Source organism: Limimaricola pyoseonensis (genome assembly GCF_900102015.1).
Lineage (GTDB): Bacteria > Pseudomonadota > Alphaproteobacteria > Rhodobacterales > Rhodobacteraceae > Limimaricola > Limimaricola pyoseonensis.
Genome location: NZ_FNAT01000004.1, coordinates 374,569 through 401,045 on the forward strand (window position 1 = coordinate 374,569; position 26,477 = coordinate 401,045).

Here is a 26,477-nt window from a genome sequence, read left to right on the forward strand (position 1 = left end):
GGGGGCACGGGCAGCATGATCAGGACATTCCTCGCCGCATCCGCGGCGGCGGCGGCCATGGCGGTGGCCGGGCAAGCGGTGGCGCAGGACGACATCCCGGCCGAGTTCCCGCCCGAGAGCTACGAGGCCAGCCAGTATGTCGACAGCCGCGGCTGCGCCTTCATCCGCGCCGGTGTCGGCGGCGTGACCAACTGGGTGCCGCGGATGAACCGCGAGCGCGAGCCGCTCTGCGGCTTCGAGCCGAGTCGCGTCGCGGCGGCAGAGCCGGTGGCGGACCCCGCGCCCAAGCCGGAAACCCGGCCCGAACCCGCGAGGGCGGCGCCCCGGCCCGCGCCCGTCACGCCGCGCGTGGTGTCGCCGCGCCCGGCGCCGGCGGCGCCGCTGACGCTCGCCGCCTTCTGCGCCGACCGCTCCGGCCCGCAGCCGGGCTATGTCGGCAGCCGCACCGGCCGCACCATCGATTGCGGGCCGGGTCCGGACGCCGCCATGGCGATGCCTGATCGGTCAGAGCCGCTGCGCGGCCGGGTGACGCTGGCCGAGGTCTGCGCCGACATGGCCGCGACCGGGCGCCGCTACCGGCACAGCGACAGCGGCGCGCCGGTGAACTGCGCGCCCGCCGCCGGCCTGCCGGTCCTCGTCGCTGGCGCGGCGGGCGACGCGGCACCGGCCGGGCCGGACCGGATCGCCCGCGCGGCGCAGGCCGCCGGCTGCGATCTTGGGGCGGGCTCGGGCTACGGGCTGATCGGCGCGCGCCGGGATCTGCCGCTGCGCTGCGGGCCGCAGGCCCAGTCGCCCTCGGGCCGGAGCGGCGCGGGCGCGGCGGACGACGCCCTTGCCTTCCGGGGGGCGGCCGGCGTGGCCGGCCTCGCGCGGCCGCTGCCCGAGCCGTCGGGCCCGCCGCCGGGCTACAGGGCCGCGTGGCAGGACGACCGGCTGAACCCGGCGCGCGGCGTGCGCCTGGTCGAGCGGGAAGGGGCGGGCCAGGTCCGCGCCCCGCTTCTGGCGGCGCCGGTGACGGTGCCGCAGGGCCCGGCGGGCCGGGTTTCGACCAAGGCGGTGCCGCAGGCGGCGATCGCCGGGCGCTTCGTGCAGGTCGGCACCTATGCCGAGCCGGAAAACGCCGCGCGCGCCGCGGCGCGGCTGCGGGCGATGCAATTGCCGGTGGCGCATGGCCGTCTGACCCGGGGCGGGGCCGAGCTGCAGGTGGTCGCGACCGGGCCTTTCGAGGCCGGTGCGCTCGACCAAGCCTTGGGGCAGGTGCGCGCGGCGGGCTACCCGGACGCCTTCGTGCGACGCTGAGGCGCCGCCGGGGCGCTCAGCCCCGGCAGATCCCCTGCAGGCTGACCCAGTCGCCATCCGAAAGGACCGGCCCGCGCGCGGCGCCGGCCTCGGCCGCGACCAGCACGGCGGCGTCCGGGCCCTCGCCGGTGGCGCGGGCCCAGGGACCGATCGGCACGCCGGCCTTCGCGAAGCGGTCGAGCAGCACCTCGTCGCCGGGCACCGGGGCCGGGGTGGCGACCAGCCGCTCGGCGCGGTCCTGCAGCTTCTCGGTCGGGATGTCGCCGGTGGTCAGCAGCCGCAGCACCGTGCCGAAGCCCGCCTCGCGCAGCAGCGCGTCGAGCGGGTCGGCCTCGTCGCGGCTCGCGGCGGCGGCGATCACGTGGCCCGCCACCACCACCGGGTCCTCGGTCTCATCCAGCAGGCTGCCGGGCAGCACCACGATGCCGCCGGGCAGGTAGATCGGTCCGGCCAGCTTGTCGGGCACCACCACGATCTGGCCGCCGTCGCGGCCGAGCGTGCGGTCGCGCAGGCGGTTCAGCGCCTCGCTGCCCAGCGGGTCGCGGCAGGTCGGGCCGGTGTGCGACTGCACCATGCCCAGAAGCGTCGCGCCGAACTCGCTGCGCTTGCCGGGCGGCACCACGCCCAGCGTCTGCTGCATCAGCGCGCCGGGCAGCCAGAACACCGCCAGGAACGCGGCGAGGCCGAGGCCGCCCCAGATCGCGCCCTGCCTGAGCCGCCCCGGCCGCGGCTGACGCGCCGCCACGGCGCGGCGCACCTTCTCGAGCGCGCCGATCATCGTCTCGTCGTCGATCTCCAGCGTCTCGCTGGCATCCTCGTCGGGGGCGTAGAGGGCGGGGGTCTCGCCGGGGTTGAGCCGGTTCAGCGCCGGCAGCGACCAATGGGTGACCGGGCGGTTGCTCTGGTCCGACAGCACCAGCGTCGCCTCGCCGAAGGAAACGGTGACCTCGCGCGGCGCGGCCTCCGGTTCGGGGCGCCACGATCCGATGGTTTCCAGCCGGGCGAATTCCTTCAGTGCGGTCATCGTTCCTTTCGCGGCCCGGTCGGTGCGGCCTGCCGTTGCGGGCGAACATAGCCCGCGGATTCGGGAAGGAACAGGGGCGCTCGGCGCGCGGCGCGACCGAAATGTCGCCTCGCGAAGCGGGGGCGGAAGGCGCGCGGCGGCCGGGCCGCCGCGCGCCGCAGGCTCAGGCCGCCGCGGCCCGGCCGTCGCCGTAGCGGTCGTAGAAGCGCGCGCCGCTCTCGGCCATCTCGCGCAAGAGCTTCGGGCAGGCGAAGCGCGGCCCGTGCGTCTCGGTCAGCGCGTCGCAGCGCTCGGCGGCGAAGCCCGCGCCGATCATGTCGAGCCAGGAGAACGGCCCGCCCGACCACGGCGCGAAGCCCCAGCCGAGGATCGCCGCGACGTCGCCCTCGCGGATGTCGGTCAGCACGCCGTCCTCGAAGGCGCGCACCGCCTCGAGCACCTGCGCGAAGAACAGGCGGTGCTGCACCTCGGTCAGATCGGGCTGCGTCTCGGCCACCGGGAACTTGTCCGACAGCCCGTCCCACAAACCGGTGCGCTGACCCTTCTCGTCATAGGCGTAGAAGCCCGAGGCCGACTTGCGGCCCATCCGGCCCTGCTCGGCCATCCAGAACAGCACCTCGTCCACCGCCTCGTCCGGATAGGCGTCGCCCATCGCGGCCTTGGTGGCCTCGGCGATCTTCACGCCGAGATCGATCGAGGTCTCGTCCACCAGCTGCAGCGGCCCGAGCGGCATGCCGACGAGGCGCGCGGCGTTCTCGATCAGCGCGGGCTCCACCCCCTCGGCCACCATGCGGATCCCCTCGTTGATGTAGGGGATGATGCAGCGGTTGGCGTAGAAGAAGCGCGCGTCGTTGACGACGATCGGCGTCTTGCGGATCTGCCGCGTGAAGTCGAGCGCCTTGGCCACCGCGCGGTCGCCGGTCTCGCGGCCCTTGATGATCTCCACGAGCATCATCTTGTCGACCGGCGAGAAGAAGTGGATGCCGATGAACTGCTCGGGACGCGCACTCGCCTTGGCCAGCTCGGTGATCGGCAGGGTCGAGGTGTTGGTGGCGAAGATGCAGTCCTCGCCGATCACGGCCTCGACGCGCTTCGTCATCTCGGCCTTGACGCCGACATCCTCGAACACCGCCTCGACGATCAGGTCGCAGCCCTTCAGCGCCTCGATCTCGGTGGTGGCCTCGATCCGCGCCAGCACCTGCTCCTTCTTCTCGGGCGTGACCTTCTTGCGCTTGATGCCCTTGTCGAGCAGCGCCTCGGAGTAGGACTTGCCCTTGTCAGCGGCGGCCTGCTCGCGGTCGATCAGCACCACCTCGATGCCGGCATTGGCGGAGACGTAGGCGATGCCCGCGCCCATCATGCCGGCGCCGAGGATGCCCACCTTCTTGACGCTCTGGTCCGGTGCCTCGGGCCGGTTCGCGCCCTTCTCCAGCGCTTCCTTGTTGAGGAAGAGCGACCGGATCATCGCCTCGGAGGAGGGGTTCATCAGCACGTGGGTGAACCAGCGCGCCTCGATCTTGAGCGCGGTGTCGAACGGCACCAGCGCGCCTTCATAGACCGCCGACAGGAGCGCCTTGGCGGCCGGGTAGACGCCCTGCGTCTTGCCGTTCACCATCGCCGAGGCACCGACGAAGGTCATGAAGCCCGCCGGGTGGTAGGGCGCGCCCCCGGGCATCTTGTAGCCCTTGGCGTCCCAGGGCTTCACGAGGTCGGCGTCCTTGGCCTCGAGCACCCAGTCCTTGGCGGCGGCGAGCGGGTCCTCGACCACCTCGTCGATCAGGCCGAGCGACTTGGCCTTCTTCGGGTCGTTCATCTTGCCCTCGAGCAGGAGCGGGCTCGCCCCCATCGCGCCGAGCTTGCGCACCAGCCGGGTGGTGCCGCCGGCGCCGGGGAAGATGCCGACCATGATCTCGGGCAGGCCGATCTTGGCCTTGGGGTTGTCGGCGGCGAAGATGCGGTGGCAGGCCAGCGGAACCTCGAGACCGATGCCCAGCGCGGTGCCGGGCAGGGCGGCGGCGATCGGCTTGCCGCCCTTGTTGGTCTTGGGGTCCATGCCGGCGCGCTCGATCTTGCGCAGCACGCCATGCATGCGCATCACGCCCTCGAACACCGCCTTGGCGGGCTCGTCGCCGCCGGCGCGCTTCATCCCGGCGATCACGCCCAGATCCATGCCGCCGGCGAAATCCTTCTTGCCGGAGGTGATGACGATGCCGCGGACCGCCTCGTCGGCCAGCGCCTCGTCGACCAGCGCCTCGAGCTGCTCGAAGCCGTCGAGCGACATGACGTTCATCGAGCGGCCCGGCACGTCCCAGGTGATGACGGCGACGCCCTGGGCGTCGCGCTGCATGGTGAAATCGGTCATGCCGAGTTCCTCTTCGCGAATGGGGTATGGGAATGGCGGGGCCGGGCGGGCCCTGCGCCTAGGCGTCGTTGGCCGACGGCGGTCCGGGGATGTCGAGCTCGATCATCTCGATCAGCGGTCGACGTCCCTCGAGCCGGCAGTAGTAGATCACCGACATGTCGAACCGGGCGCCGCGCGCCGGGTTCTCGAAGCGGCGCTCGATCCAGACCCGGAACCGGCCGGCGCGCGGCAGCTCCAGCGTGTGGATCTTCATGTGGCTTTCCGACATCGCGCGGGCGCCGAAGCTCGACTGCCAGCGCTGCAGCCAGCGCAGATACTCGGCCCGATCCTGCAGCACCTTCATGCCGGTGGTGTCCTGCACCGCCAGCGGGTAGGCGCAGTCGTCGAGCATTTCCTCCAGCCGGCCCTCGCGGAACAGCCTCGCGTGGTTCGAAATGAACTGCGGTATCAGATGCGACATCCCTGCCGGACAAGCCGTTGGACTGAAAGAATATTCGAAACAGCTTAACGCACTCGCCTCGATTGTCCATAGGTCGGATTGGTTTCAATTCGGGGTTGCTATCGGTGCCTGTCATCAGACGCGCTCGATGATCGTCGCAGCCCCCATGCCCGAGGCGACGCAGAGCGTGGCGAGGCCGGTGCCCTTGCCGGTGCGCTCCATCTCGTCGAGCAGGATGCCGATGATGATTGCGCCGGTCGCGCCGAGCGGGTGGCCCATGGCGATGGCGCCGCCGTTCGGGTTCACGCGGGCGGGGTCGAGGTCGAAGGCCTGCATGAAGCGCAGCGCCACCGAGGAGAAGGCCTCGTTGATCTCGAACAGGTCGATGTCCGAGATCGCCATGCCGCTGTCGGCGAGGATCTTCTCGGTCACCGGCACCGGGCCGGTCAGCATGATGGTCGGGTCGGTGCCGATCTTGGCGGTGGCGCGGATGCGGGCGCGGGGCTTGAGCCCATGCGCGCGGCCGAACTCGGCGTCGCCGATCAGCACGCCGGCGGCACCGTCGACGATGCCGCTCGAGTTGCCGGCATGGTGGACGTGGTTGATCCGCTCGAGATGCGGATACTTCATCAGCGCGACCTTGTCGAAGCCGGGCATCACCTCGCCCATCGCCTTGAAGCTGGGCTCGAGCGCGCCGAGCGCCTGCATGTCGGTGCCCGGGCGCATGTACTCGTCGCGGTCGAGGATGGTCAGGCCGTTGCGGTCCTTGACCGGCACCACCGAGCGGGCGAAGCGGCCGTCATCCCAGGCCGCCTTGGCGCGGCGCTGGCTCTCGACGGCGAAGCCGTCGACGTCGTCGCGCGAGAAGCCGTACTCGGTGGCGATGATGTCGGCCGAGATGCCCTGCGGCACGAAGTAGGTGTCCATCGCGAGCGAGGGGTCGACCGCGATCGCGGCACCGTCCGAGCCCATGGCGACGCGGCTCATCGCCTCGACGCCGCCGGCGATGTAGGCGCGGCCGGCGCCGGCGCGGACCTGGTTGGCGGCGAGGTTCACGGCTTCCATGCCGGAGGCGCAGAAGCGGTTGATCGACAGGCCGGGGATGCGCTCGTCGAGCTTCGAGCCGAGCACGGCCGAGCGGGCGAGGCAGCCGCCCTGTTCGCCGACCTGGGTGGCGTTGCCCCAGATCACGTCCTCGATCACGTGGCCCTCGATGCCGTTACGCTCCGCCAGAGCGTCGAGCACGCCCGAAGAGAGCTTCACGCTGGTCACTTCGTGCAGCGAGCCGTCCTTGCGGCCTTTGCCGCGCGGGGTGCGGATCGCGTCGTAGATGAAGGCGTCGGTCATGCTGTCTCCTTTTGCGCCCGGTCGGCGGGCGAGCCGGGCATCAGATCATAGGGGTGTTTCCAACCGGGCAGCGCCGCGATGCGGTCGAGCCAGCGGTCGATGTTGGGGTGCGCGGCGCGGTCGAAGCCGAACTCCTCGGGGTAGAAGAGATAGCCGCAGCAGGAGAAATCGGCGTGGGTGACGCCGTCGCCCACCAGCCAGTCGCGGCCCTCGAGGCCGCGCTCCAGCGTCTCGTAGGCGGGCCTGAGGCGGCCCTTCAGCCACTTGATCACCTGCTCGGGCCGTTTCTCGGGCGGCAGGAAATGCATCAGGAAGCGCAGCGAGCCCGCCTGGCCCGAGAGCTTGTGGTTGTCCCACAGCACCCAGCGCAGCACCTCGCGCTGCAGGGCGCGGTCGTCGCCGCCGCCATAGAGCCCGGTCTGCTCGGTGATCCAGTCCTGGATCGCGCCGGACTGGCTCAGCCGCAGCCCCTCCGCCTCCATCACCGGCACCTCGCCCATGACGTTGAGCGCGAGGAAATCGTCGGTCCGCGACGCGCCGGCGAAGAAGTCGACCTTCACCGGTTCCCATTCGAGCCCAGAGAGTTCGAGCGGCAGCGCCGCCTTGTAGGCGTTCCCGCTCTCTCCGAAGCAGTGCAGTCGGATCATGCAGCCTCCCTTGATCGTCGCGCCGGCGGCTGCCGGCGTCCCTGCGTATTTGAAGAAAGGTGAAGGGGCGCGCTTAATGGTTCCGCAAAGATTTCCCGGCAGGTTCGATTCCGCGGTACAGGCTGGCGAGCCGATGGCCGTGGAAGGTGAGCCGCGGGGCAGTCCGGGCTTCGAACGAACCCGGCATGTTCCACGGGGAACGCCGGCCCATTCACCTTTCTAAAAATACGCAACTCCTCCGTTGTCTCCCGCGCGCGGCCTCCTACCGCTTGCGCGCCTCCAGCTCGGAATTGAACAGCCGCAGCCTGTGGCCGAAGGTGTCCTCGTCGATCACGCTGTCGAAGTTCTCGAACAGGAAGGACAGTGCCTCGCCCTCGTCGAGCCCGGCCTCGCGCGCGAAGCGCTTCAGCCGGCGATAGCCGTCCTCGGACATCGCGACGGGAAATCGGCGTGTCAGTCTCAGTCGCTTGGGCATGCTCTCCTCCGGTCTTGCCATGGTCGGGGCATCCTCGCCCCGACCATGGCGAAGGTCCATCAGAACGCGGCTTCGTCCAGCGCCATCACCGGATCGGCGCCGCTCTCGATGCGGGCGAGGTGCATCTTGGTCGCCGGCAGCTGGCGCGCCATGTAGTAGCGCCCGGTGGCGAGCTTGGCCTCGTAGAAGGCCGCGTCGCCGGTGCCGGCCTCGAGACCCGCCTGCGCCGCCTTGGCCATCCGCGCCCAGGTCCAGCCCAGGCAGACATGGCCCATCAGGTGCATGAAGTCGGTGCTGCCCGCGAGCGCCACGTTCGGGTTCTTCATGCCGGACTGCATGAACACCATGGCGGCGGCCTGCAGGTCCTTGGAGGCGGATTTGAGCGGGTCGAGGAAGTCGCGCTTGAGCGCCTCGTCGCCCTCGTTCTCCTTGATGAAGCCCTTGATCTGCTCGAAGAAGCCCATCACCGTCTTGCCGCCATTGGCGGCGAGCTTGCGGCCGACGAGGTCGAGCGCCTGGATGCCGTTGGCGCCCTCGTAGATCATCGCGATCCGGGCATCGCGCACGAATTGCGACTGGCCCCATTCCTCGATGTAGCCGTGCCCGCCATACACCTGCTGCGCCTGCACGCACATGTCGAAGCCCTTGTCGGTCAGGAAGCCCTTGATGACCGGGGTCAGCAGCGAGATCATCGCTTCGGCCTCGGCATCGTCCGACTTGTGGCTGCGGTCGATCAGCATGGCGCCCCAGTAGGTGAAGGCGCGGGCCGCCTCGACGAAGCTCTTCTGGTCCATCAGCGCGCGGCGGATGTCGGGATGCACGATCAGCGGGTCGGCCGGGCCGTCGGGGTTCTGCACGCCGGTCACGGCGCGGCCCTGCAGCCGGTCCTTGGCGTAGGCCACGGCGTTCTGATAGGCCGCCTCGGCCTGCGCCCAGCCCTGCAGGCCGACGCCCAGACGCGCCTCGTTCATCATGGTGAACATGGCGCGCATGCCCTTGTGCGGCTCGCCCAGCAGGTAGCCCTCGGCCTCGTCATAGTTCATGACGCAGGTGGCGTTGCCGTGGATGCCCATCTTCTCTTCGAGATTGCCGCAGGTCACGCCGTTGCGCGCGCCGAGGCTGCCATCCTCGTTCACCAGGAACTTCGGCACGATGAAGAGCGACACGCCCTTGATGCCCGCCGGGCCGCCGGGGATCTTGGCCAGCACGAGGTGGACGATGTTGTCGGCCATGTCGTGCTCGCCGGCCGAGATGAAGATCTTCTGGCCCGAGATCCGGTAGGTGCCGTCCTCGATCGGCACCGCCTTGGTGCGCATCAGGCCGAGATCGGTGCCGCAATGCGGCTCGGTCAGGTTCATCGTGCCGGTCCATTCACAGGAGCCGAGCTTGGGCAGCCAGCGCGCCTTCTGCTCGTCGCTGCCGTGGATGGCGATGGCGCTGTAGGCGCCGTGGGTCAGGCCCTGATACATGTTCAGCGCCATGTTGGCCGAGACCATCGGCTCGTTGGCGGCGGTGTGCATCAGGTAGGGCAGGCCCTGGCCGCCGAATTCCTCGGCGACGTCGATGGCGGTCCAGCCGCCTTCGCGGATCTGGTCGAAGGCCGCCTTGAAGCCCGCGGGCGTGCGCACCACGCCGTTCTCCAGATGGCAGCCTTCCTGGTCGCCGGTGAGGTTCAGCGGCGCCAGCACGCCGGAGGAGAGCTTGCCCGCCTCCTCGAGGATCGCGGCGGTGAAGTCGGGCTCGAGATCGGCGTAGCCCGGGATGTCCTGCTGCGAGACCTCAAGCATCTCGTGCAGCACGAATTGCATGTCGCGGATCGGCGCGGTGTAAGTCGGCATCTTGCTCCTGTCCTCCCTCGGACGCGCCCGCCGCGGGCGCGCCATGTGGTCCGAATGTCACGGCCCGGGGCGTCCCGGACCGCGATCCCTCATTCCGACCAGAGGGAGGGGCGGATCACTCCGCCGCCGTCTTGCGCGCGCGCAGCTCCATCAGGCGTTGCGCGCCCCAATCCATCTGCTCCTGCAGCTCGGCGATCGCCTCGTCGAGCGCCGCGCGCTGGCTCTCCATTTCCTTCAGATGCCGTTCGGCGACCTCGTAGGTCCGGGCCAGCTGCAGTTCCTGCTGGTTGTCGGCGTCATAGAGGTCGAGCAGCTGGCGGATCTCTTCGAGGCTGAAGCCGAAGCGCTTGCCGCGCAGGATCAGCTTGAGCCGGGCCCGGTCGCGCCGGGTGAAGAGCCGCTTGGTGCCCTCGCGGATCGGAAACAGGAGCTCCTTCGCCTCGTAGAAGCGCAGAGTGCGGGGCGTCACATCGAACTTGTCGCACATCTGGCGGATGGTCATGGTCTGGTCGGTCATTTTTTCTCAACCCTCGTGTCCGGTCAGACGGTCCACCTGCGGGTTTCAGATGGACCTTACAAGCAAAGCTGACGTGAACGTAAACATAACGCCGCGTCAATTTTTGATTGACGAAAGGTCAAGAAAAAACGGCCCTTAGGGAAGCAATTTTGTTCCCGACGCCACAAATCCGTCTTCGCCTGTGGCGTGTGGGCAGCGGCGTCGGGCCACGCGGCGGGCGAGGTCAGTTCTTCAGCGCCTCGGCCGATTCGTCGCGCAGCTGGCGCAGCTCGGCGATGGTGTCCTCGAGCTGGCGCCGCTGCTCCTCCAGCACGTCGAGCTGGCGGTCGGCCATGCCGATCCAGGTCTGCATCTGGGTCTTGGTGCCCTCGGTGTCGTAGAGCAGCAGGAACTGGCGGATCTCCTCGAGGCTGAAGCCGAAGCGGCGGCCGCGCAGGATCAGCGTCATACGGGCGATCTCGCGCGGGCCGTAAAAGCGGGCGCGGCCGTCCTTATCCGGCGACAGCAGCTCGATATATTCGTAGTAGCGCAGGGTTCGCGGCGTCACGTCGAACCGGGCGCACATTTCCTTGAAGGTCAGTCGTGTATCGGACATCGGTGCTCTCCTCGTGCGTATGCTAGAGCCGGAATTCTGAGGGGCAACCGCCTTCCGTCGCGGCCGGCCGAGTTTGCACTTGCGGGCGGCGCGCGGATCGCCAAGCTTGCGGCATGGACACGGACATTCCCGAGGAGCTGCGCCGCGCGCAGCAATTCATCGACGCCTTGCCGCATGCCCGGGCTCTGGGGCTGAGCGTCGAGGCGCTGGGCGACGGCCACGCCGCGATCTCGATGCCCTACGACGCCAAGCTGGTGGGCGACCCCGAGACCGGGGTGATCCATGGCGGCGCGGTCTCGGCCCTGATGGACACCTGCGCCGGGGCGGCGGTGATGTCGCACCCGAGCGGGCCGGCCAGCACCGCCACGCTCGACCTCAGGATCGACTACATGCGCCCCGCGGTTCCGGGCCAGCGCGTCACCGCGCGGGCCGAATGCTGGCACGTCACCCGCTCGGTCGCCTTCGTGCGCGCCGTGGCCACCGACGAGGACGCCGCGCGCCCCGTGGCCACCGCGACCGGCGCCTTCACCATCGAGCGCGGCCCGGCGGAGCCCGCGGCATGAGCCCGCGCCGTCCCGAGCCCGTGCAGGTGATCAAGACCCGCCGCGACGCCGCGCTGCAGCGGCTGGTCGAGGGCGTGCCCTACATCGCCTTTCTCGGCATCCGATTCGACCGGCGCGGCGACGAGCTGACCGCGGTGATGCCCTTCGACGAGGCCCTGATCGGCAACCCGATGCTGCCGGCGCTGCATGGCGGCGCGACGGCGGCTTTTCTCGAGACCACCGCCATCGTCGAGCTGGCCTGGAGCCGGATGTGGCGGCTGATCGAGAGCGGCACGCCCGAGGACCAGGCCGAGGCCGAGGCGCGGCCGAACTGGCCGCGCACCATCGACCTCACCGTCGACTACCTGCGCCCCGGCCTGCCGCGCGACGCCTATGCGCGGGCGCGGATCAACCGCTCCGGCCGGCGCTACGCCTCCGTCCATGTCGAGGCCTGGCAGGACAACCGCTCGCGGCTCTTCGCGCAGGCGACCGGGCATTTCCTGATGCCGGGGCTGGATGGCTGAGAGCCTGCGGCCGCTGACCCACCGGCGCGTGCTGAAGATCGCGCTGCCGATCGTGCTGTCGAACGCGACGGTGCCGATTCTCGGCGCGGTCGACACCGGCGTGGTCGGGCAGATGGGCGCGGCCGCGCCGATCGGCGCGGTCGGCATCGGCGCGGTGATCATCTCGGGCATCTACTGGCTCTTCGGCTTTCTCCGGATGGGCACCACCGGCCTTGCCGCGCAGGCGCTGGGCCGCGACGACCGGGCCGAGGTGGCCGCGCTGCTGACCCGGGCCCTGATGCTGGCCTTCGCCGCCGGCGCCGCGATCATCGCGCTGCAATGGGCGCTCTTCGCCGCCGCCTTCACCGTCGCGCCCGCGAGCGACGAGGTCGAGGCGCTGGCGCGCGACTACCTCGCCATCCGGGTTTGGTCGGCCCCGGCCGCCATCGCGATCTACGGCCTGACCGGCTGGCTGATCGCGCAGGAGCGCACCACCGGCGTGCTGGTGCTGCAGTTCTGGATGAACGGCGTGAACATCCTGCTCGACCTGTGGTTCGTGCTGGGGCTGGGCTGGGGCGTGCAGGGCGTGGCCTTCGCCACCTTCCTCGCCGAGTGGTCGGGTCTCGGGCTGGGGCTGTGGCTGTGCCGGGACGCCTTCGCGCGGCCGGCGTGGCGCGACTGGCCGCGCGTCTTCGACGCCGCGCGCCTGCGGCACATGGCGGCGGTCAACACCGACATCCTGATCCGCTCGGTGCTGCTGCAGTCGATCGTCATCAGCTTCCTGTTCTGGGGGGCGGGCTTCGGCGACGTGCCTCTCGCCGCCAACCAGGTGCTGCTGCAGTTCCTCAACGTGACGGCCTTCGCGCTCGATGGCTTCGCCTTCGCGGCCGAGGCGCTCGTGGGGCAGGCGATGGGCGCGCGGGCGGCGATGCGGCTCAGGCGCGCGGCGGTGCTGTCCTCGTTGCAGGGCGGCGTGGTGAGCGTCGCGCTGGCCGTGGGGTTCTGGGTCTTCGGGCCGATGGTGATCGACCTGATGACCACCGCGCCCGAGGTCCGCGCGGCGGCGCGCGACTACCTGCCATGGATGGTGGCGACGCCGATCTTCGGGCTGATCCCCTGGATGCTCGACGGCGTCTTCATCGGCGCGACCCGCTCGCGCGACATGCGCAACATGATGGTCCTCGCCGCGGCGATCTATTTCGCCGCCGCGATCCCGCTCACCGCCGCCTTCGGCAATCACGGGCTCTGGGCGGCGATGCTGGTGAGCTACGTCGCGCGCGGCGGCACGCTCGCCGCGCGCTACCCGGCGCTGGAGCGCGCCGCGGCCTAGAGCCAGTCGGTGCGGCCCGTCCCCACGGCCTCCGCGACGCTGGCGAAGCCGTCGCGCTCCAAGAGCCGGTCGAGGCCCTGCGCGATCTCGGAGGCGAGCGACACGCCGCCATAGACCAGCGCGGTGTAGAGCTGCACGGCGCAGGCCCCGGCGCGGATCTTCTGGTAGGCCTGGTCGGCCGAGCCGACCCCGCCGACGCCGATCAGCGGCAGATCGGTGAGCGATGACAGCCGCGCCAGCACCCTTGTCGAACGCTCGAACAGCGGCTGGCCGGACATCCCGCCCATGTTGTCCTTCTGCGGATCGGTCAGGCCGTCGCGCGACAGCGTGGTGTTGGTGGCGACGATGGCCGAAACGCGCGTCTCCTCCGCCACCCGTGCCACGTCCTCGATCTCGGCCTCCGAGAGGTCCGGCGCGATCTTGAGGAAGACGGGCAGGGGGCGCGACAGGCCGGCATTGGCCGCCATCACGCCGTCCAGAAGCGCGCTCAGCGCGGCGCGGCCCTGCAGGTCGCGCAACTTCTCGGTGTTGGGTGAGGAGACGTTCACGGTGGCGAAGTCGAGATGCGGGCCGCAGCGCCGCAGCACCGTCGCGAAATCGGCGGCGCGGTCGGCGCTGTCCTTGTTGGCCCCGAGATTGAGGCCGATCACGCCGCCCGAGGGTCGGCGCTCCAGCCGCGTGGCGATCGCCTCCATGCCCTCGTTGTTGAAGCCGAAGCGGTTGATCGCGGCGCGGTCGGCCGCGAGCCGCCAGAGCCGCGGCTTCGGGTTGCCCTCCTGCGGGCGCGGCGTCGCGGCGCCGACCTCGAGAAAGCCGAAGCCGGTCTTCGCCAGCGCGTCGAGCGCCACGGCGTTCTTGTCGAACCCCGCCGCGAGACCCACCGGGTTCGGCAGCTCGAGCCCGGCCACGCGGGTCCTGAGCCGCTCGCTCGTGACCGGCCCGCCCTTGGGGCCGAGACCCGCGCGCAGCGCCTTCAGCGCCAGCCCGTGCCCGGTCTCCGGGTCGATCCGGTGCAGCGCCGCGAGGCCCAGTCTCTCCAGCGCGCTCATTCCATGTCCTCCGGGAATGCGTGCCGTCCGTCCACGAGCGGCAACGGCTTCGACCACAGCACCTCGCCGCGCTTCAGCGCCCGGTAGAGATGCGGAAAGAGCTGCCCGCCGCGCGACGGCTCCCATTTCAGCGCCTCGCCCAGCGCGTCCCTATCGAGCGCCGCCAGCACCAGCCCGTCCTCGCCCGCGAAGTGCTTCGCGGCGGTTTCCGGCGCCTGCGCGGCGGTGGAGAAATGGATGAAGCCATCGGCCCGGTCGACCGGCGCGCCGAGGCTCTCGCCCGCTTGGTCGAGCTCCGCCCATTCGGCGGCGCGGAAAATCTTGTAGATCAGCATGCGCGCCTGATGCCGCCGGCCCGCCCCGACGTCAAGCGGGGCGCGTCATGCCCCCGTCATGCCGCTAGGGCAGGGCGAGAGCGGCTTTGACAGCGGCCGCGCGCTTGGCGCAGGCTCTCAACCACAACGAAACCGACAGGGACGCTTCCATGAAACTCGGACTCTTCGGCACCACCGCCGCGCTGGCGCTCGCGGCCGGCGTCGCGCAGGCGGAGTACAGCCTGACCATCCTGCACACCAACGACTTCCACGACCGTTACGAGCCGATCTCGAAATACGATTCGACCTGCTCGACCGAGGACAACGAGGCCGGCGAATGCTTCGGCGGCATCGCGCGCCTCGTCACCTCGGTGCAGGACGCCCGCGCCCGCGCCGGCGACAACGTGCTGCTGGTCGATGGCGGCGACCAGTTCCAGGGCACGCTGTTCTACACCTACTACAAGGGCAAGATGACGGCCGAGTTCATGAACCAGCTCGGCTACGACGCGATGACCGTGGGCAACCACGAGTTCGACGACGGCCCCGAGGTTCTGCGCGCCTTCATCGACGCGGTCGAGTTCCCGGTGCTGATGTCGAACGCCGACGTCTCGGGCGAGGAGATGCTGGCCGACGCGATCCGGAAAAGCACCGTGATCGAGCGCGGCGGCGAGCGGATCGGCCTGATCGGCCTGACGCCCGAGGACACGCATGAGCTCGCGAGCCCCGGCCCGAACGTCACCTTCTCCGACCCGGTCGAGGCGGTGCAGGCCGAGGTCGACCGTCTGACCGAGGAGGGCGTGAACAAGATCGTCGTGCTGAGCCACTCGGGCTTCGAGACCGACAAGCGCGTGGCCGAGGCCACCACCGGCGTCGACGTGATCGTCGGCGGCCACTCGAACACGCTGCTGTCGAACGAGCAGGAAGGCGCGGTCGACGTCTATCCGGTGATGGTCGGCGACACGGCGATCGTGCAGGCTTATGCCTACGGCAAGTTCCTGGGCGAGCTGAACGTGACCTTCGACGACGAGGGCAACATCACCGAGGCCGCGGGCGAGCCGATCCTGATCGACGGCCAGGTGGTCGAGGACCAGGCGGCGATCGACCGCGTGGCCGAGCTGGCCAAGCCGCTCGACGAGATCCGCAACCGCGTGGTCGCCAACAGCACCGCGTCGATCGAGGGCAACCGCGACGTCTGCCGCGCGCAGGAATGCGAGATGGGCAACCTCGTCGCCGACGCCATGCTCGACCGGGTCAAGGACCAGGGCATCGTCGCCGCCATCGCCAACTCCGGCGGTCTGCGCGCCTCGATCGACGAAGGCGAGGTGACGATGGGCGAGGTGCTGACGGTGCTGCCGTTCCAGAACACGCTCTCGACCTTCGAGGTGACCGGTGCCGACATCAAGGACGCGCTTGAGAACGGCGTGAGCCAGATGGAGGAGGGCGCGGGCCGCTTCCCGCAGGTGGCCGGCATGACCTTCGCGGTCGATCCCGCCGCCGAGCCGGGCAACCGGATCTCCGACGTCACCATCGACGGCGCGCCGCTCGACATGGAGGCGACCTACGGCCTCGTGTCGAACAACTACGTCCGCAACGGCGGCGACGGCTACGCGATGTTCGTGGATGCCGCCAAGGCCTACGATTTCGGCCCCGACCTCGCCGACGTGACCGCCGAATACATGGCGGCGCAGGGCGACTACAAACCCTACACGGATGGCCGCATCACCGTGAAGTAAGATTCCGTGAATGAAATTGAGGCACGCTTCATATATTTGAAGCGTGCCTTGAGGTGAATTTTCGGCTCGGCATCATAGTTCTTCGCCCATCATATTGCGGTGCCCTGAGGGTTCTTGAGCAGCACGCATAAAGGTTGCTCAATAGCGGGGAGCGATATCTTGATAGACAATTTGACGCGACCTAAGCTTCATTGGCTGAAAGTGGTTCGTTCTTGCAGTGAAACGTTTTAGCGAATTTTCTCGCAAGCCAGCAACTGAATGTACGGGGCGCTAGTCCCAATATCTTTGCCGGCAGCGGCGACACTGTGACCGTGAGCCCCAGCAGCTGCGATATTATGTTGGTGATTTCCGTCGCCACCCGAAGTTTTCGTTCCAACTTGCCCGAACCTCCCGGCACCTCCAATGAAGTTCGAACCGTTATCATGAAGAGGTCCATTGTCGGTGCTGCGATATTCGTGCGAGTGTATTCCCGTGGTTGAAACGCCATGAACATGGTTGTCGGCGGTCGAAAGGCCATGATCGTGTCTTCCGACGACGCGCCGTTGTTCCTTATCTGTCAAAGGTTCTCCGATCGTTGCGCCGAGTACGCCATTTTCGGTCAAAGAAACTATGTACCTACCACGTGCATTGTCATAGGGGCGCCAAGAATCATTCGGACATTCTGTATCTCTGAAGTAGACTACCGCTCCACGGGCGATCTTGGAGTTTTGTAGCAATTCTACTTCTGTTTGTAATTTTTCTATGTCAGAGTCTATGCTTTCGACCTTATCGATTAATAATCTCACAGCGTCGTCTAGGCCGGTGCTAGGTTGAGCTCCCGCTCCACCCACGAATGCAAAGCTAGTCGCTAAGAGTGCCAATGCCTTCACAGTCGTTTGTTGCCCTATAAAAGGAGTCCGTTGCGCAGAGATGGACATTCACGCCTCCCTCTTCTTCTCCAAACCGGTTCTGCCAAATTAGGGCGATGGGAGAGGTATCCAACCCAAAGAGGTCCCTTAAGGCGTTGTTGATTTCCGATAAAAGCAAGATAAAAATTAAAATTGACCCAACTGCGCCCCACTTTCTCAGGGACTCAATCATATTTCCTCCTCCCGTCTAGCCTTGCGTCGAATGATTCTATTTATTGCTGGCTGGCTGGGTCGGTTGGCGCTAGTGCGCAGGTACGCACCTTGAGGCAGGGGCGGTATGGACAATTTTCACGCGTCTGGAAGTTCGTGTATCTCTACTGTAACATGATTAATGTGCAAACTAAAGGGCGCGATTTCGAGTCCGCATGAACTTGGATTTTTGTAGTTGGTATGATCTATGGCCGTGTGCCCATTGGCCTTGGAAGAGTTCGGGTAGGCTTATCTCTTGTGCGCAATGATGAATAATATAAGTGTTTGATGCCGATGTGCGGACGCATGGCGATCACGCTGCCCCATGACGCGATGGCGCAGATGTTCGAGGCGACACCGGCCAACGACCTGCCGGAAGTGCCGAACTACAATGTCTGCCCCACCGTGCAGGTGCATTCCGTCACCTCCGGCGACGGCGCGCGGCGGCTGCGCCCGATGCGCTGGGGCTTCATCCCGCATTGGTACAAGAAGCCCAATGACGGCCCGCTGCTGATCAACGCCCGCTCCGAGACCATCGCCGAGAAGCCCGCCTTCCGCGCCGCGGTGCGCGAGCGGCGCTGCCTGATCCCGGCCTCGGGATTCTACGAGTGGACGGTGGACGACGAGGGCCACAAGCTGCCCTGGTACATCCACCGCGAAGACGGCGATCCGCTGGCCTTCGCCGGCGTCTGGCAGGACTGGGAGCGGGATGGCGAGGCCTTCACCAGCTGCGCCGTCGTCACCACCAAGGCAGCCGGGCGGATGGCCGATATCCACACCCGGATGCCGGTGGTGCTGGAGGCCGCCGACTGGCCGCTCTGGCTCGGCGAGGCAGGGCATGGCGCGGCGGTCTTGATGCGCGCGAACCCCGATGTGCTGGGCTTTCATCGGGTCGATCCGGCGGTGAACTCGAACCGGGCGCGGGGGCCGGAATTGATCGCGCCGATTGACGCCTAGGCCGTCTTGAAGCCGCCCGCCGCAGCCGCTATCAGGAGGCGAGCGCGGGCGTGATGTAGTGGTAGCCTGTCAGCCTTCCAAGCTGAATGTGCGGGTTCGATTCCCGCCGCCCGCTCCAGATCTACCGACGCGATACCGACGCGATGCCGGCCGGATACCGACGCCTTGCCGAAGCGGGCAGGGGCGACCTTATCGCCCCCGCGCGGATCAGGCGGGCAGGGTGTGGATCTCGGCCTGCGCGCGGGCCTCCGGGTCGTCGGCCCAGCGGCCCTCGAAATCCTCCGGGACCAGCAGGTTGTGCCGCCCGAGATTGGCCACGTCGCGCTCGCCGCAAAGCGCCATGGTCAGGTCGAGCTCCTTGCGGATCACCTCCAGCGATGTCGTCACGCCCTTCTCGCCCATCGCGCCGAGGCCGTAGAGCCAGGCCCGGCCGATCATCGTGCCGTCCGCCCCCATCGCCAGCGCCTTTAGCACGTCCTGTCCCGAGCGGATGCCGCTGTCGAGCCAGATCTCGGTCTGGCCCTTCACCGCCCGCACGATCGAGGGCAGCACCCGGATCGAGCTGAGCGCGCCGTCGAGCTGCCGGCCGCCATGGTTCGACACCACAATCGCGTCGGCGCCGCATTCGACCGCCTTCTTCGCGTCCTCGGCGTCGAGGATGCCCTTCAGCACCAGCTTGCCGTCCCATTTCTGGGCGATCTTGCGGACCTTCTCCCAGTCGAGCTTCAGGTCGAACTGCTCGGCGGTCCACTTCATCAGCGAACGGGCATCCTCCACATCCGCCGCGTGGCCGACGATGTTGCCGAAGAAGCGCCGCTTGGTGCCCAGCATCTCTAGCCCCCAGCGCCAGCGGGTCGAAAGATCCAGCAGCGTCGCGGGGGTGAGCTTCGGCGGGGCGGAGAGGCCGTTCTTCAGGTCCTTGTGGCGCTGGCCCAGAAGCTGCAGGTCGAGCGTCAGCACCAGCGTCGAGCAGCCGGCGCGCTTGGCGCGCTCGAGGATGCGGTCGACGAAATCCTCGTCGCGCATCACGTAGAGCTGGAACCAGAACGGCGCGGATGTGTGCTCGGCCACGTCCTCGATCGAGCAGATCGACATCGTCGACAGCGTGAAGGGCACGCCGAACTTCTCGGCCGCCCGCGCCGCCTTGATCTCGCCATCGGCGTTCTGCATGCCGGTCATGCCCACGGGGGCGAGCGCGACCGGCATCGCGACCTTCTCGTCCAGCATCCGGGCCGCCGTCGAGCGGTCGGACATGTCCACCGCCACCTTCTGGCGCAGGCGGATCTGCTCGAAATCGGTGGTGTTCTCGCGGAAGGTTTGCTCGGTCCAGCTGCCCGACTCGGCGTAGTCGAAGAACATCTTCGGCGCGCGGCGCTTGTGAAGACGCTTGAGGTCCTCAATGCAGGTGATCACTGGCATGGCTCTTCCCCCGGATTGGTAAGGAGGATTTACCAGTGGTCAGCCGGGCCCGCAATGACGGACGGCGCCGCGAGGGGCGCCGTCGGAACTGAGTACTTGAGGAGTGAAGTGGATCAGGCGGAATGCGCGCCGTCGGCCAGCGTCTTCACGAAGGCCAGCACTTCCTCGACCGGCTTGCCCTGCGCGATCTCGTTGACGATGGCCGAGCCCACCACGGTGCCGTCGGCGATCGCGGCGATGTTCTTCGCGGTCTCGGGCGTCTTCACGCCGAAGCCCACGATCACCGGCAGGTCGGTCTCGGCCTTGATCCGCGCCACCTCGGGCGCGACCGCCTCGGCCTGCGCCTCGGCCGCGCCGGTGATGCCGGTGATCGAGACGTAGTAGACGAAGCCCGACGTGTTCTGCAGCACGCGCGGCAGGCGCGCGTCGTCGGTGGTGGGCGTCGCGAGGCGGATGAAGTTCAGCCCCGCCTTCTGCGCCGGGATGCACAGCTCCTCGTCCTCCTCGGGCGGCAGGTCGACCACGATGAGGCCGTCGATCCCGGCCGCCTTGGCCTGTTCGAGGAAGGTCTCGACGCCGCGCGAATGGATCGGGTTGTAGTAGCCCATCATCACGATCGGCGTCGTGGTGTCGGTCTCGCGCAGGTGCCGCGCAATCTCCAGCGTCCGGTCGAGCGTCTGGCCGCCCTTGAGCGCGCGCTGGCCGGCGAGCTGGATCGTCGCGCCGTCGGCCATCGGGTCGGTGAAGGGCAGGCCCAGCTCGATGATGTCGACACCCGCGCCGGGCAGGCCGCGCACGATCTCCTTGGAGGTCTCGAAATCCGGGTCGCCGGCCATGACATAGGCCACGAAGGCGCGGCGCCCCTCGGATTGCAGCCGCGCGAAAGTGTCGTCGATGCGTGTCATGCCCGTCCCCTCTGGCCCGATCCCCACGGGGTTTGGGCCAAAGGGGGGCGGAAATCAATGGGGCCTCAGCCCATCGTCCCCTCGCTTTCGACCCCGATCATCCAGCGGATGCCGTAGCGGTCGGTCAGCATCCCGAAGCCCTTCGACCAGAAGGTCGGCGTGAAGGCCATGTGCACGTCGCCGTGATCGGCCAGCGCGTCGAACACGGCGCGGGCGCGCGCCTCGTCGGGCAGGTCCACCGTCACCGAGCAGCCCGCCATGCGCGGCGTGCCGCCCATGATGTCGTCCGACCCGTAGATCCAGCCCTCGCCGATCTTCAGCGCCGCGTGCAGCACCGCCTGCGGGCTGGTCTCGGGCATGCTGGCGCGCACCTCCTCCGGCGCTTCGCCGAAGGTCATCACGTTGGGCTCGGGGGCGTCGAAGACGCGGCGGTAGGTCTCGAGCGCCTCGAGGCAGTTGCCGTGGAAGGTGAGGTAGGGGATCGGCGTCATCGTCGGCTCCTTGCGAACGGGAACCCGAGCATGGCACGCGGCCCGGCCGCCACCAAGCCTCGGCTTGCGCGCGGGCCGTGCTGGGGATAGGACCGCCGCGATGTGCTGCCAGGAGGTGTGACATGGGCTTTCGCATGGGGATCGTCGGGCTGCCGAATGTCGGCAAGTCCACCCTGTTCAACGCGCTGACGCGCACCGCCGCGGCGCAGGCCGCGAACTTCCCGTTCTGCACCATCGAGCCGAATGTCGGCGACGTGGCGGTGCCGGACAAGCGGCTCGACACGCTGGCGGGGATCGCCAAGTCGAAGCAAATCATCCCGACCCGGATGACCTTCGTCGACATCGCCGGCCTCGTGAAGGGCGCGAGCAAGGGCGAGGGCCTCGGCAACCAGTTCCTCGCCAACATCCGCGAGACCGACGCCATCGCCCACGTGCTGCGCTGCTTCGAGGACGGCGACGTCACCCATGTCGACGGCCGGGTCGACCCGGTGGCCGACGCGCAGGTGATCGAGACCGAGCTGATGCTGGCCGACCTCGAGTCGGTCGAGAAGCGGCTGCAGAACATCACCCGCAAGGTGCGCGGCGGCGACAAGGAGGCGATCGACCAGGAGCGCCTGCTGAAGGCCGCCCATGCCATGCTGTCTGACGGCAAGCCCGCCCGCATGGTCGAGGTCGCCGACGAGGACGCCAAGGCCTGGAAGATGCTGCAGCTGATCACCGCCAAGCCGGTGCTCTATGTCTGCAACGTCGAGGAGGCCTCGGCCGCCTCGGGCAACGAACATTCCGCCAAGGTGGCCGAGATGGCCGCCGAGGAAGGCAACGCGCATGTCGTGATCTCGGCCCAGATCGAGGAGGAGATCAGCCAGCTCGACGCCGAGGAGGCCGAGATGTTCCTCACCGAGATGGGCCTGCAGGAGGCCGGTCTCGACCGGCTGATCCGCGCCGGCTACGACCTGCTGCACCTCGAGACCTACTTCACCGTCGGGCCCAAGGAGGCGCGCGCCTGGACCATCCGCCAGGGCACGCTGGCGCCGCAGGCGGCGGGCGTGATCCACGGCGATTTCGAGCGCGGCTTCATCCGGGCCGAGACCATCGCCTATGACGACTACGTCTCCTTGGGCGGTGAAGGCCCCGCCAAGGAAGCCGGCAAGATGCGCGCCGAGGGCAAGTCCTACATGGTCAAGGACGGCGACGTGATGCACTTCCTGTTCAATACCTGAGGGCGCGGGCGCGGCGGTTGCGCCGCGCCGCCCGAATCTGGCAGGCAAGGCCCTTTCCGTCGCCGAGAAAGGGAGAAGCGCCTTGCCCGACCTGACCGCCCGACCGAACCGCGAGGGCGACCTCGCGCCCTTGGCCCGGCTTCTGGCCGAGGAGGCCGACCTCAAGCTGGTCAACCCGAACGCCGCCCATCCCTTCGACCCGCTCGAATGGCAGGAGAAGTGGCTCGGCGATCTCGACGACAAGTCCTTCTACGTGCTCGACGAGACCGGCCGCGAGGTCGGCTTCTTCGCGATGCGGGTGGGAATCGGCCCGGAGGTGCGGCACCTCACCTACGTGTTCCTCGACGAAGAGGTGCGCGGCGGCGCCGCGGTGCAGCTGACCGCGCTGATTGAGCAGGCGGCGCGCGACCTGGGCGCGCTCTCGATCTCGCTCAAGGTCGAGCTGGACAACGCGCCGGCGCTCAATGCCTATCTCTCGGCCGGCTACGAGGAGCTGGGCCGCAGCGGCGGCATGGCGACGATGCGCCGCGACCTCGACTGAGCCTCAGGAGGCGCGCAGCTCCTCCAGATGCGCCTGCGCCGCGGCGAGATCGGCGCGGAACTTCTCGGTCTCGCTCTCCCGCAGCGCCTCGTCGGGCAGGCGCAGCAGGTAGGAGGGGTGGACCGTCAGGAAGACCGGCACGCCCTCATCGGTCGCCTCGATCGTGCCGCGCCGCGCGAGGATGCCCTTGCGCGAGCCGGTCAGGCTCTCGGCCGCGGTGCCGCCCATCGACAGGATCAGCTTCGGGCGCACGATCTCGATCTCGGACTTCACCCACCAGCGGCAGGCCTTGATCTCGCCGGTGTTGGGGTTCTGGTGGATGCGCCGCTTGCCCTTGGGCGTGAACTTGAAGTGCTTCACCGCATTGGTGACGAAGGCGCGCGAGCGGTCGATCCCGGCCTCCTTCGCGATCCGGTCAAAGAGCTGCCCGGCAGGGCCGACGAAGGGCCGCCCCGCGAGATCCTCCTGGTCGCCCGGCTGCTCGCCCACCACCATCAGATCGGCGTCGCGCGGGCCTTCGCCCGGCACCGCCTGCGTCGCGTTCTCGAAAAGCGGGCAGCGGGTGCAGGCGTTCTCTTCCGCCCGGAGCTGATCGAGATCGTCGGCCATCGCGCGGACCACATTGGGCGCGGCGAGCCGTTCCGTGATCTTCGCGGCGCGCGCCGGCGGCAGGGTCGGGGCCGCCTCCTGCATGGCCCGGGCGCGGGTCTCGGCGCTGGCGATCATCTCGGGGATGTGGCGCGCCTCGGGCAGGTTCTTCCAGTACTTCTTCGGCATCTCCGAGGTCATCGCCCCGATCTTCAGCCGCGCCGGGTTGAAGATGTTGCGGAAATAGGTGCCCCAAAGCTCCTCTGTCGCGTCCTCGGGGAGGTCGGGCTTGGGCTGGCCCTCGGCGAAGCCGAGCTTGCCGTCCTCGAACAGCGCCGTGAGGTCCGGCGTGGCGATCATCCAGTCCATGTCGGCGAAGCGGCGCGCGAAGAAGGGCGCGGTGGGCTCCAGCGTGAAATGCGTGGGTTCGAACCACGCGGCAAAGCGGCGGCGGGGCAGGTCGCGCGCGCCGATCTCGCGGAACCGCACGAAGGCGGTCATCTTGTGGCGATCGCGGTTCACCGCCTTTTCCATCGACCGCAGCTTGGCCAGCGCCGCGTCGCCGCGATCCTCCATCAGCCCCTTTTCGGACCTCAGCCGCCACAGCATCGCGTAGAGCCGGGCGAAGCGCTCGGGGTCGCGGTGCCAGACGACGCGGCCCGCGAGCTCGACGAAGTCGCGCGGCACCTTGATCGTCGCGCGGGTCGGGGCGACCTCTTCGGGGGCGGCGGCGAAGAGATCGTCTTCCGCCGCACCCCGGCTCCATGTCACCTCCTCGGGCGGCACCCGCCGGGCCAGAAGACCCCGCGCGGCGTCGCGCCAGGCGGTGTCGGTTCCGATGCGGGGCAGGGCGATGTGCGGCATGGGCGCGAAACGTCAGAACAGCGAGAGCTGTTCCGGCTTCGGCGCGAAGCGCGCGGCGAGGTCGGGGCTGTCGAGCAACGTCCCCGGCGTCCAGTCGAGAAGCGTCACGAAGGGCCGGGCGTTCTTCATGTTGGCCCCCATCCGCGCCAGATCGTCCCAGCGCAGCCGCCGGTGCCGCCGCGCCGCGATGATGCGCTGCACCGTGCGCTCGCCGAAGCCCGGCACCCGCAGGAGCATCTCGCGATCGGCCCGCATCGGATCGACCGGAAAGGCGTGGCGGTTCCTGAGCGCCCAGGCGAGCTTGGGGTCGATCGTGAGGTCGAGATTGCCGTCCGTGCCGGCGGTGATCTCGCTCGCGTCGAAGCCGTAGAAGCGCATCAGCCAGTCCGCTTGGTAGAGCCGGTGCTCGCGCATCAAGGGCGGCTTGATCAACGGCAGCTTGGCGGTGGCGTCGGGAATGGGCGAGAAGGCCGAGTAATAGACCCGCTTCAGCCCGTAGGAGGAGTAGAGCCGCGTCGACTGGCCGAGGATCGTCGCATCGGACGAGCCGTCGGCGCCGATGATCATCTGGGTCGACTGGCCCGCGGGTGCGAAGCGCGGCGGGCGCTTGCCGGTGTGGCTTTTCTCCTTCGCCGCCTCCTTCCTGAGCCGCACGTCGGCCATCGCCTTGCGGATCGTGTCGGGCTTCTTCTCGGGCGCGTATTGGGTCACGCTGGCATCGGTCGGCATCTCGACGTTGATCGAGACCCGGTCGGCATAGAGCCCGGCCTGCTCGATCAGCTCCGGGCTCGCCTCGGGGATGGTCTTGAGGTGGATGTAGCCGCGGAAGTTCTCTTCCAGCCGCAGCTTCCTCGCGATCCGGACCATGTCCTCCATGGTTTTGTCCGGGCTTTGGATGATGCCCGAGGAGAGGAACAGCCCCTCGATGTAGTTGCGCCGGTAGAACTCCAGCGTCAGCTTCACCACCTCGTCGACGGTGAAGCGCGCCCGCTCGACGTTCGACGACACCCGGTTCACGCAATAGGCGCAGTCGAAGATGCAGAAGTTCGTCATCAGGATCTTCAGCAGGCTGATGCAGCGCCCGTCGGGCGCGTAGGCATGGCAGATGCCCGAGCCCTCGGTCGAGCCGAGGCCCTTGCCGTCCTTGGAGTTGCGTTTCGCCGTGCCCGACGACGCGCAGGAGGCGTCGTAGCGGGCGGCGTCCGACAGGATGGCGAGCTTGCGTTCGAGGCTTTGCGCGGTCATGGCGTTCAGGTAATGTTCCTGACCGTTCGTCACAAGCGCCCGCGCTGCGACAGGATGTCCATGCGCGGGACGCCGCCCGGCCTGAACCTTGCACGCCGGGCAGATGATCGCGGTCCGCCCATGGGTGGAAGGAATGCTGCGGGGAAGGGGGGGGGTGGCGGAGACGAAGGGACTAACGATACTATTAGGAATCAATGTCTTATGTCGGCGAACGCCCTACTTTTACTCGATTCTACCCTCTAAGAAAAATGGTGGCTTGGTGAACCGCTGCGGCAGTGGGTCACCAGATCAAAGCGTGCCTCGGGCGGGGGCTCTTTGCGAATTTCTCGTTAAGGCAGGTGCGGCATGAGCCGCCGGTCGCGCAAGGAATTTCCGTGGGCGTCGGCCTATCATGACCGGCATGGGAAACGACGCTGGCGCTTTCGCCGCAAGGGCTTCTCTGCTGAACTCGGGTCGGAGTATGGCTCAGCGGATTTTGTGCGTCGCTATGAGGACGCGGTTGCGGGGCTTCGCTCTGGCCCAGGAGCAGGCGCAGGAAAAACTATCCCGAAATCAATCTCGGATCTGATCGCGCGCTACTATCGTTCAGCTGAATTTCTGGGTCTCAGGGAGAGCACGAAGACGACTTACCGGAACACGTTGGAACGGTTCCGGGAAGAACACGGGACAAAAAGCGCCGTCAAGCTTGAGCGCAGGCATATCAAAACGATCCTGGCTGCCAAGAGCGAGACGCCGTCTGCTGCCAATAACCTTCGCGACAGGTTAAAGACACTTATGGATCTTGCTGTCGATCTTGAGTGGCGAAGGGAAAATCCTGTGCCCTCGGTGAAGCCGCTGAAAGTCCGGTCCAGGGGTTTTCACACCTGGACCGAGGCGGAGATCGAAAAATACTACGCCACCCATAAGCCCGGGACAGTCGCGCACTCGGCCATGACAATCATGCTCTACACCGGGGCCGCTCGCTCCGACGCTGTGAGGCTGGGGCGAGGGAACGTGCACGGCAACCGACTGCGCTATCGGCGGCTGAAGACGGAAGACAGCGGGGGCGTTCTGATCGACATACCCATCCATCCTGAACTCCAAGCGGTTATCGACGCTTGCCCCGATCAGGCCTTCACCTTCCTGGAAACCGCAGG

At 68.2% G+C, this 26,477-nt stretch carries 26 protein-coding genes and 1 tRNA gene; 10 read left to right on the forward strand and 17 right to left on the reverse strand.

Going from position 1 to position 26,477, the window contains the following annotated elements:
* Window positions 1-15 precede the first annotated feature (15 nt).
* A complete protein-coding gene (locus BLT43_RS11625) occupies window positions 16-1,299 on the forward strand; it encodes an SPOR domain-containing protein (protein WP_131802643.1) in 1,284 nt (427 codons plus the stop codon).
* Window positions 1,300-1,315: 16 nt separating this feature from the next.
* Here the strand turns inward: BLT43_RS11625 and BLT43_RS11630 are convergent, their stop codons facing one another.
* From BLT43_RS11630 to BLT43_RS11670, 9 genes are all read right to left on the reverse strand, one after another.
* Window positions 1,316-2,323: a hypothetical protein gene (locus BLT43_RS11630; RefSeq protein WP_090113017.1), complete on the reverse strand. Its 1,008-nt coding sequence runs from the start codon at window positions 2,321-2,323 to the stop codon at window positions 1,316-1,318.
* 163 nt (window positions 2,324-2,486) lie between these two features.
* On the reverse strand, window positions 2,487-4,685 hold the full coding sequence (locus BLT43_RS11635) for a 3-hydroxyacyl-CoA dehydrogenase NAD-binding domain-containing protein (RefSeq protein ID WP_090113018.1): 2,199 nt from the start codon (window positions 4,683-4,685) through the stop codon (window positions 2,487-2,489).
* A gap of 58 nt (window positions 4,686-4,743) precedes the next feature.
* A complete protein-coding gene (locus BLT43_RS11640) occupies window positions 4,744-5,145 on the reverse strand; it encodes a hypothetical protein (RefSeq protein WP_090113020.1) in 402 nt (133 codons plus the stop codon).
* Between the two features lie 114 nt (window positions 5,146-5,259).
* A complete protein-coding gene (locus BLT43_RS11645) occupies window positions 5,260-6,471 on the reverse strand; it encodes an acetyl-CoA C-acetyltransferase (protein WP_090113022.1) in 1,212 nt (403 codons plus the stop codon).
* Window positions 6,468-7,118, reverse strand: a complete 651-nt coding sequence (locus BLT43_RS11650) for a glutathione S-transferase family protein (RefSeq protein WP_090113024.1) — start codon at window positions 7,116-7,118, stop codon at window positions 6,468-6,470. The genes BLT43_RS11645 and BLT43_RS11650 overlap by 4 nt, the downstream gene beginning before the upstream one ends.
* Window positions 7,119-7,380: 262 nt before the next feature.
* The gene (locus BLT43_RS11655) at window positions 7,381-7,593 is read right to left on the reverse strand and encodes a hypothetical protein (protein WP_090113026.1); all 213 of its coding nucleotides are present in this window, start codon (window positions 7,591-7,593) and stop codon (window positions 7,381-7,383) included.
* Between the two features lie 59 nt (window positions 7,594-7,652).
* Entirely contained in the window at window positions 7,653-9,431 is a 1,779-nt protein-coding gene (locus tag BLT43_RS11660) for an acyl-CoA dehydrogenase C-terminal domain-containing protein (RefSeq protein ID WP_090113028.1), read from the reverse strand.
* A 115-nt stretch (window positions 9,432-9,546) separates the two neighbouring features.
* On the reverse strand, window positions 9,547-9,948 hold the full coding sequence (locus tag BLT43_RS11665; protein ID WP_090113030.1) for a MerR family transcriptional regulator: 402 nt from the start codon (window positions 9,946-9,948) through the stop codon (window positions 9,547-9,549).
* 223 nt (window positions 9,949-10,171) lie between these two features.
* Window positions 10,172-10,543, reverse strand: a complete 372-nt coding sequence (locus tag BLT43_RS11670) for a MerR family transcriptional regulator (protein WP_090113032.1) — start codon at window positions 10,541-10,543, stop codon at window positions 10,172-10,174.
* Between the two features lie 113 nt (window positions 10,544-10,656).
* Here BLT43_RS11670 and BLT43_RS11675 point away from each other — a divergent pair, with 113 nt between their 5' ends.
* Genes BLT43_RS11675 through BLT43_RS11685 form a run of 3 tightly spaced genes read left to right on the forward strand, consistent with a single transcriptional unit; the run spans window position 10,657 to window position 12,918 of the window.
* The gene (locus BLT43_RS11675; protein ID WP_090113034.1) at window positions 10,657-11,106 is read left to right on the forward strand and encodes a PaaI family thioesterase; all 450 of its coding nucleotides are present in this window, start codon (window positions 10,657-10,659) and stop codon (window positions 11,104-11,106) included.
* The gene (locus BLT43_RS11680; protein ID WP_090113036.1) at window positions 11,103-11,609 is read left to right on the forward strand and encodes a PaaI family thioesterase; all 507 of its coding nucleotides are present in this window, start codon (window positions 11,103-11,105) and stop codon (window positions 11,607-11,609) included. Before BLT43_RS11675 ends, BLT43_RS11680 begins: the two co-directional genes overlap by 4 nt.
* Window positions 11,602-12,918, forward strand: coding sequence for an MATE family efflux transporter (locus tag BLT43_RS11685; protein WP_090113038.1), 1,317 nt, complete (start codon window positions 11,602-11,604; stop codon window positions 12,916-12,918). The genes BLT43_RS11680 and BLT43_RS11685 overlap by 8 nt, the downstream gene beginning before the upstream one ends.
* Here BLT43_RS11685 and BLT43_RS11690 read toward each other — a convergent pair.
* Together BLT43_RS11690 and BLT43_RS11695 are read right to left on the reverse strand one after the other, a co-directional pair.
* A complete protein-coding gene (locus BLT43_RS11690; RefSeq protein ID WP_090113040.1) occupies window positions 12,915-13,967 on the reverse strand; it encodes a quinone-dependent dihydroorotate dehydrogenase in 1,053 nt (350 codons plus the stop codon). The genes BLT43_RS11685 and BLT43_RS11690 overlap by 4 nt on opposite strands.
* Window positions 13,964-14,302, reverse strand: coding sequence for a DUF952 domain-containing protein (locus tag BLT43_RS11695; protein WP_090113042.1), 339 nt, complete (start codon window positions 14,300-14,302; stop codon window positions 13,964-13,966). Before BLT43_RS11695 ends, BLT43_RS11690 begins: the two co-directional genes overlap by 4 nt.
* 149 nt (window positions 14,303-14,451) lie before the next feature.
* On the opposite strand from BLT43_RS11695, the gene BLT43_RS11700 reads away from it, so the two are divergent.
* Entirely contained in the window at window positions 14,452-16,014 is a 1,563-nt protein-coding gene (locus BLT43_RS11700) for a bifunctional metallophosphatase/5'-nucleotidase (protein ID WP_090113044.1), read from the forward strand.
* 227 nt (window positions 16,015-16,241) lie between these two features.
* Here BLT43_RS11700 and BLT43_RS18915 read toward each other — a convergent pair whose 3' ends face one another.
* Entirely contained in the window at window positions 16,242-16,931 is a 690-nt protein-coding gene (locus BLT43_RS18915; RefSeq protein WP_131802644.1) for a hypothetical protein, read from the reverse strand.
* Between the two features lie 474 nt (window positions 16,932-17,405).
* Here BLT43_RS18915 and BLT43_RS11705 point away from each other — a divergent pair, with 474 nt between their 5' ends.
* The gene (locus BLT43_RS11705; protein ID WP_090113046.1) at window positions 17,406-18,068 is read left to right on the forward strand and encodes an SOS response-associated peptidase; all 663 of its coding nucleotides are present in this window, start codon (window positions 17,406-17,408) and stop codon (window positions 18,066-18,068) included.
* Between the two features lie 44 nt (window positions 18,069-18,112).
* A tRNA-Gly gene (locus tag BLT43_RS11710) sits at window positions 18,113-18,186 on the forward strand.
* Window positions 18,187-18,275: 89 nt separating this feature from the next.
* Here the strand turns inward: BLT43_RS11710 and BLT43_RS11715 are convergent.
* From BLT43_RS11715 to BLT43_RS11725, 3 genes are all read right to left on the reverse strand, one after another.
* Window positions 18,276-19,487, reverse strand: coding sequence for an alpha-hydroxy acid oxidase (locus BLT43_RS11715; protein WP_090113048.1), 1,212 nt, complete (start codon window positions 19,485-19,487; stop codon window positions 18,276-18,278).
* A gap of 113 nt (window positions 19,488-19,600) precedes the next feature.
* Entirely contained in the window at window positions 19,601-20,392 is a 792-nt protein-coding gene (trpA, locus tag BLT43_RS11720) for a tryptophan synthase subunit alpha (RefSeq protein WP_090113050.1), read from the reverse strand.
* A 65-nt stretch (window positions 20,393-20,457) separates the two neighbouring features.
* Window positions 20,458-20,883, reverse strand: coding sequence for a VOC family protein (locus tag BLT43_RS11725; RefSeq protein ID WP_090113053.1), 426 nt, complete (start codon window positions 20,881-20,883; stop codon window positions 20,458-20,460).
* A gap of 122 nt (window positions 20,884-21,005) precedes the next feature.
* On the opposite strand from BLT43_RS11725, the gene ychF reads away from it, so the two are divergent.
* Both ychF and BLT43_RS11735 read left to right on the forward strand, forming a co-directional pair.
* Complete coding sequence (gene ychF / locus BLT43_RS11730) at window positions 21,006-22,103, forward strand: redox-regulated ATPase YchF (protein WP_090113054.1); 1,098 nt, start codon at window positions 21,006-21,008, stop codon at window positions 22,101-22,103.
* Between the two features lie 82 nt (window positions 22,104-22,185).
* Window positions 22,186-22,644 (forward strand): GNAT family N-acetyltransferase, encoded by a 459-nt coding sequence (locus BLT43_RS11735; RefSeq protein WP_090113056.1) that lies wholly within the window; start codon window positions 22,186-22,188, stop codon window positions 22,642-22,644.
* 3 nt (window positions 22,645-22,647) lie between these two features.
* On the opposite strand, the gene BLT43_RS11740 is transcribed toward BLT43_RS11735, so the two are convergent.
* Complete coding sequence (locus BLT43_RS11740; RefSeq protein ID WP_090113059.1) at window positions 22,648-24,096, reverse strand: UdgX family uracil-DNA binding protein; 1,449 nt, start codon at window positions 24,094-24,096, stop codon at window positions 22,648-22,650.
* A 12-nt stretch (window positions 24,097-24,108) separates the two neighbouring features.
* Complete coding sequence (locus BLT43_RS11745; protein ID WP_090113061.1) at window positions 24,109-25,341, reverse strand: putative DNA modification/repair radical SAM protein; 1,233 nt, start codon at window positions 25,339-25,341, stop codon at window positions 24,109-24,111.
* Window positions 25,342-25,686: 345 nt separating this feature from the next.
* On the opposite strand from BLT43_RS11745, the gene BLT43_RS18920 reads away from it, so the two are divergent.
* A partial coding sequence (locus tag BLT43_RS18920; RefSeq protein ID WP_131802645.1) for a tyrosine-type recombinase/integrase occupies window positions 25,687-26,477 on the forward strand: 791 nt, incomplete at its 3' end.

Coding starts and splice junctions, on each gene's coding strand:
- BLT43_RS11670 (WP_090113032.1), bottom strand. CDS start 10,543: ATGTCCGATACACGACTGACCTTCAAGGAAATGTGCGCCCGGTTCGAC.
- BLT43_RS11665 (WP_090113030.1), bottom strand. CDS start 9,948: ATGACCGACCAGACCATGACCATCCGCCAGATGTGCGACAAGTTCGAT.
- BLT43_RS11650 (WP_090113024.1), bottom strand. CDS start 7,118: ATGATCCGACTGCACTGCTTCGGAGAGAGCGGGAACGCCTACAAGGCG.
- BLT43_RS11685 (WP_090113038.1), top strand. CDS start 11,602: ATGGCTGAGAGCCTGCGGCCGCTGACCCACCGGCGCGTGCTGAAGATC.
- BLT43_RS11700 (WP_090113044.1), top strand. CDS start 14,452: ATGAAACTCGGACTCTTCGGCACCACCGCCGCGCTGGCGCTCGCGGCC.
- trpA (WP_090113050.1), bottom strand. CDS start 20,392: ATGACACGCATCGACGACACTTTCGCGCGGCTGCAATCCGAGGGGCGC.
- BLT43_RS11660 (WP_090113028.1), bottom strand. CDS start 9,431: ATGCCGACTTACACCGCGCCGATCCGCGACATGCAATTCGTGCTGCAC.
- BLT43_RS11635 (WP_090113018.1), bottom strand. CDS start 4,685: ATGACCGATTTCACCATGCAGCGCGACGCCCAGGGCGTCGCCGTCATC.
- BLT43_RS11725 (WP_090113053.1), bottom strand. CDS start 20,883: ATGACGCCGATCCCCTACCTCACCTTCCACGGCAACTGCCTCGAGGCG.
- BLT43_RS11625 (WP_131802643.1), top strand. CDS start 16: ATGATCAGGACATTCCTCGCCGCATCCGCGGCGGCGGCGGCCATGGCG.
- BLT43_RS11740 (WP_090113059.1), bottom strand. CDS start 24,096: ATGCCGCACATCGCCCTGCCCCGCATCGGAACCGACACCGCCTGGCGC.
- BLT43_RS11680 (WP_090113036.1), top strand. CDS start 11,103: ATGAGCCCGCGCCGTCCCGAGCCCGTGCAGGTGATCAAGACCCGCCGC.
- BLT43_RS18915 (WP_131802644.1), bottom strand. CDS start 16,931: ATGTCCATCTCTGCGCAACGGACTCCTTTTATAGGGCAACAAACGACT.
- BLT43_RS11690 (WP_090113040.1), bottom strand. CDS start 13,967: ATGAGCGCGCTGGAGAGACTGGGCCTCGCGGCGCTGCACCGGATCGAC.
- BLT43_RS11675 (WP_090113034.1), top strand. CDS start 10,657: ATGGACACGGACATTCCCGAGGAGCTGCGCCGCGCGCAGCAATTCATC.
- BLT43_RS11640 (WP_090113020.1), bottom strand. CDS start 5,145: ATGTCGCATCTGATACCGCAGTTCATTTCGAACCACGCGAGGCTGTTC.
- ychF (WP_090113054.1), top strand. CDS start 21,006: ATGGGCTTTCGCATGGGGATCGTCGGGCTGCCGAATGTCGGCAAGTCC.
- BLT43_RS11630 (WP_090113017.1), bottom strand. CDS start 2,323: ATGACCGCACTGAAGGAATTCGCCCGGCTGGAAACCATCGGATCGTGG.
- BLT43_RS11645 (WP_090113022.1), bottom strand. CDS start 6,471: ATGACCGACGCCTTCATCTACGACGCGATCCGCACCCCGCGCGGCAAA.
- BLT43_RS11655 (WP_090113026.1), bottom strand. CDS start 7,593: ATGCCCAAGCGACTGAGACTGACACGCCGATTTCCCGTCGCGATGTCC.
- BLT43_RS11705 (WP_090113046.1), top strand. CDS start 17,406: ATGTGCGGACGCATGGCGATCACGCTGCCCCATGACGCGATGGCGCAG.
- BLT43_RS11695 (WP_090113042.1), bottom strand. CDS start 14,302: ATGCTGATCTACAAGATTTTCCGCGCCGCCGAATGGGCGGAGCTCGAC.
- BLT43_RS11715 (WP_090113048.1), bottom strand. CDS start 19,487: ATGCCAGTGATCACCTGCATTGAGGACCTCAAGCGTCTTCACAAGCGC.
- BLT43_RS11745 (WP_090113061.1), bottom strand. CDS start 25,341: ATGACCGCGCAAAGCCTCGAACGCAAGCTCGCCATCCTGTCGGACGCC.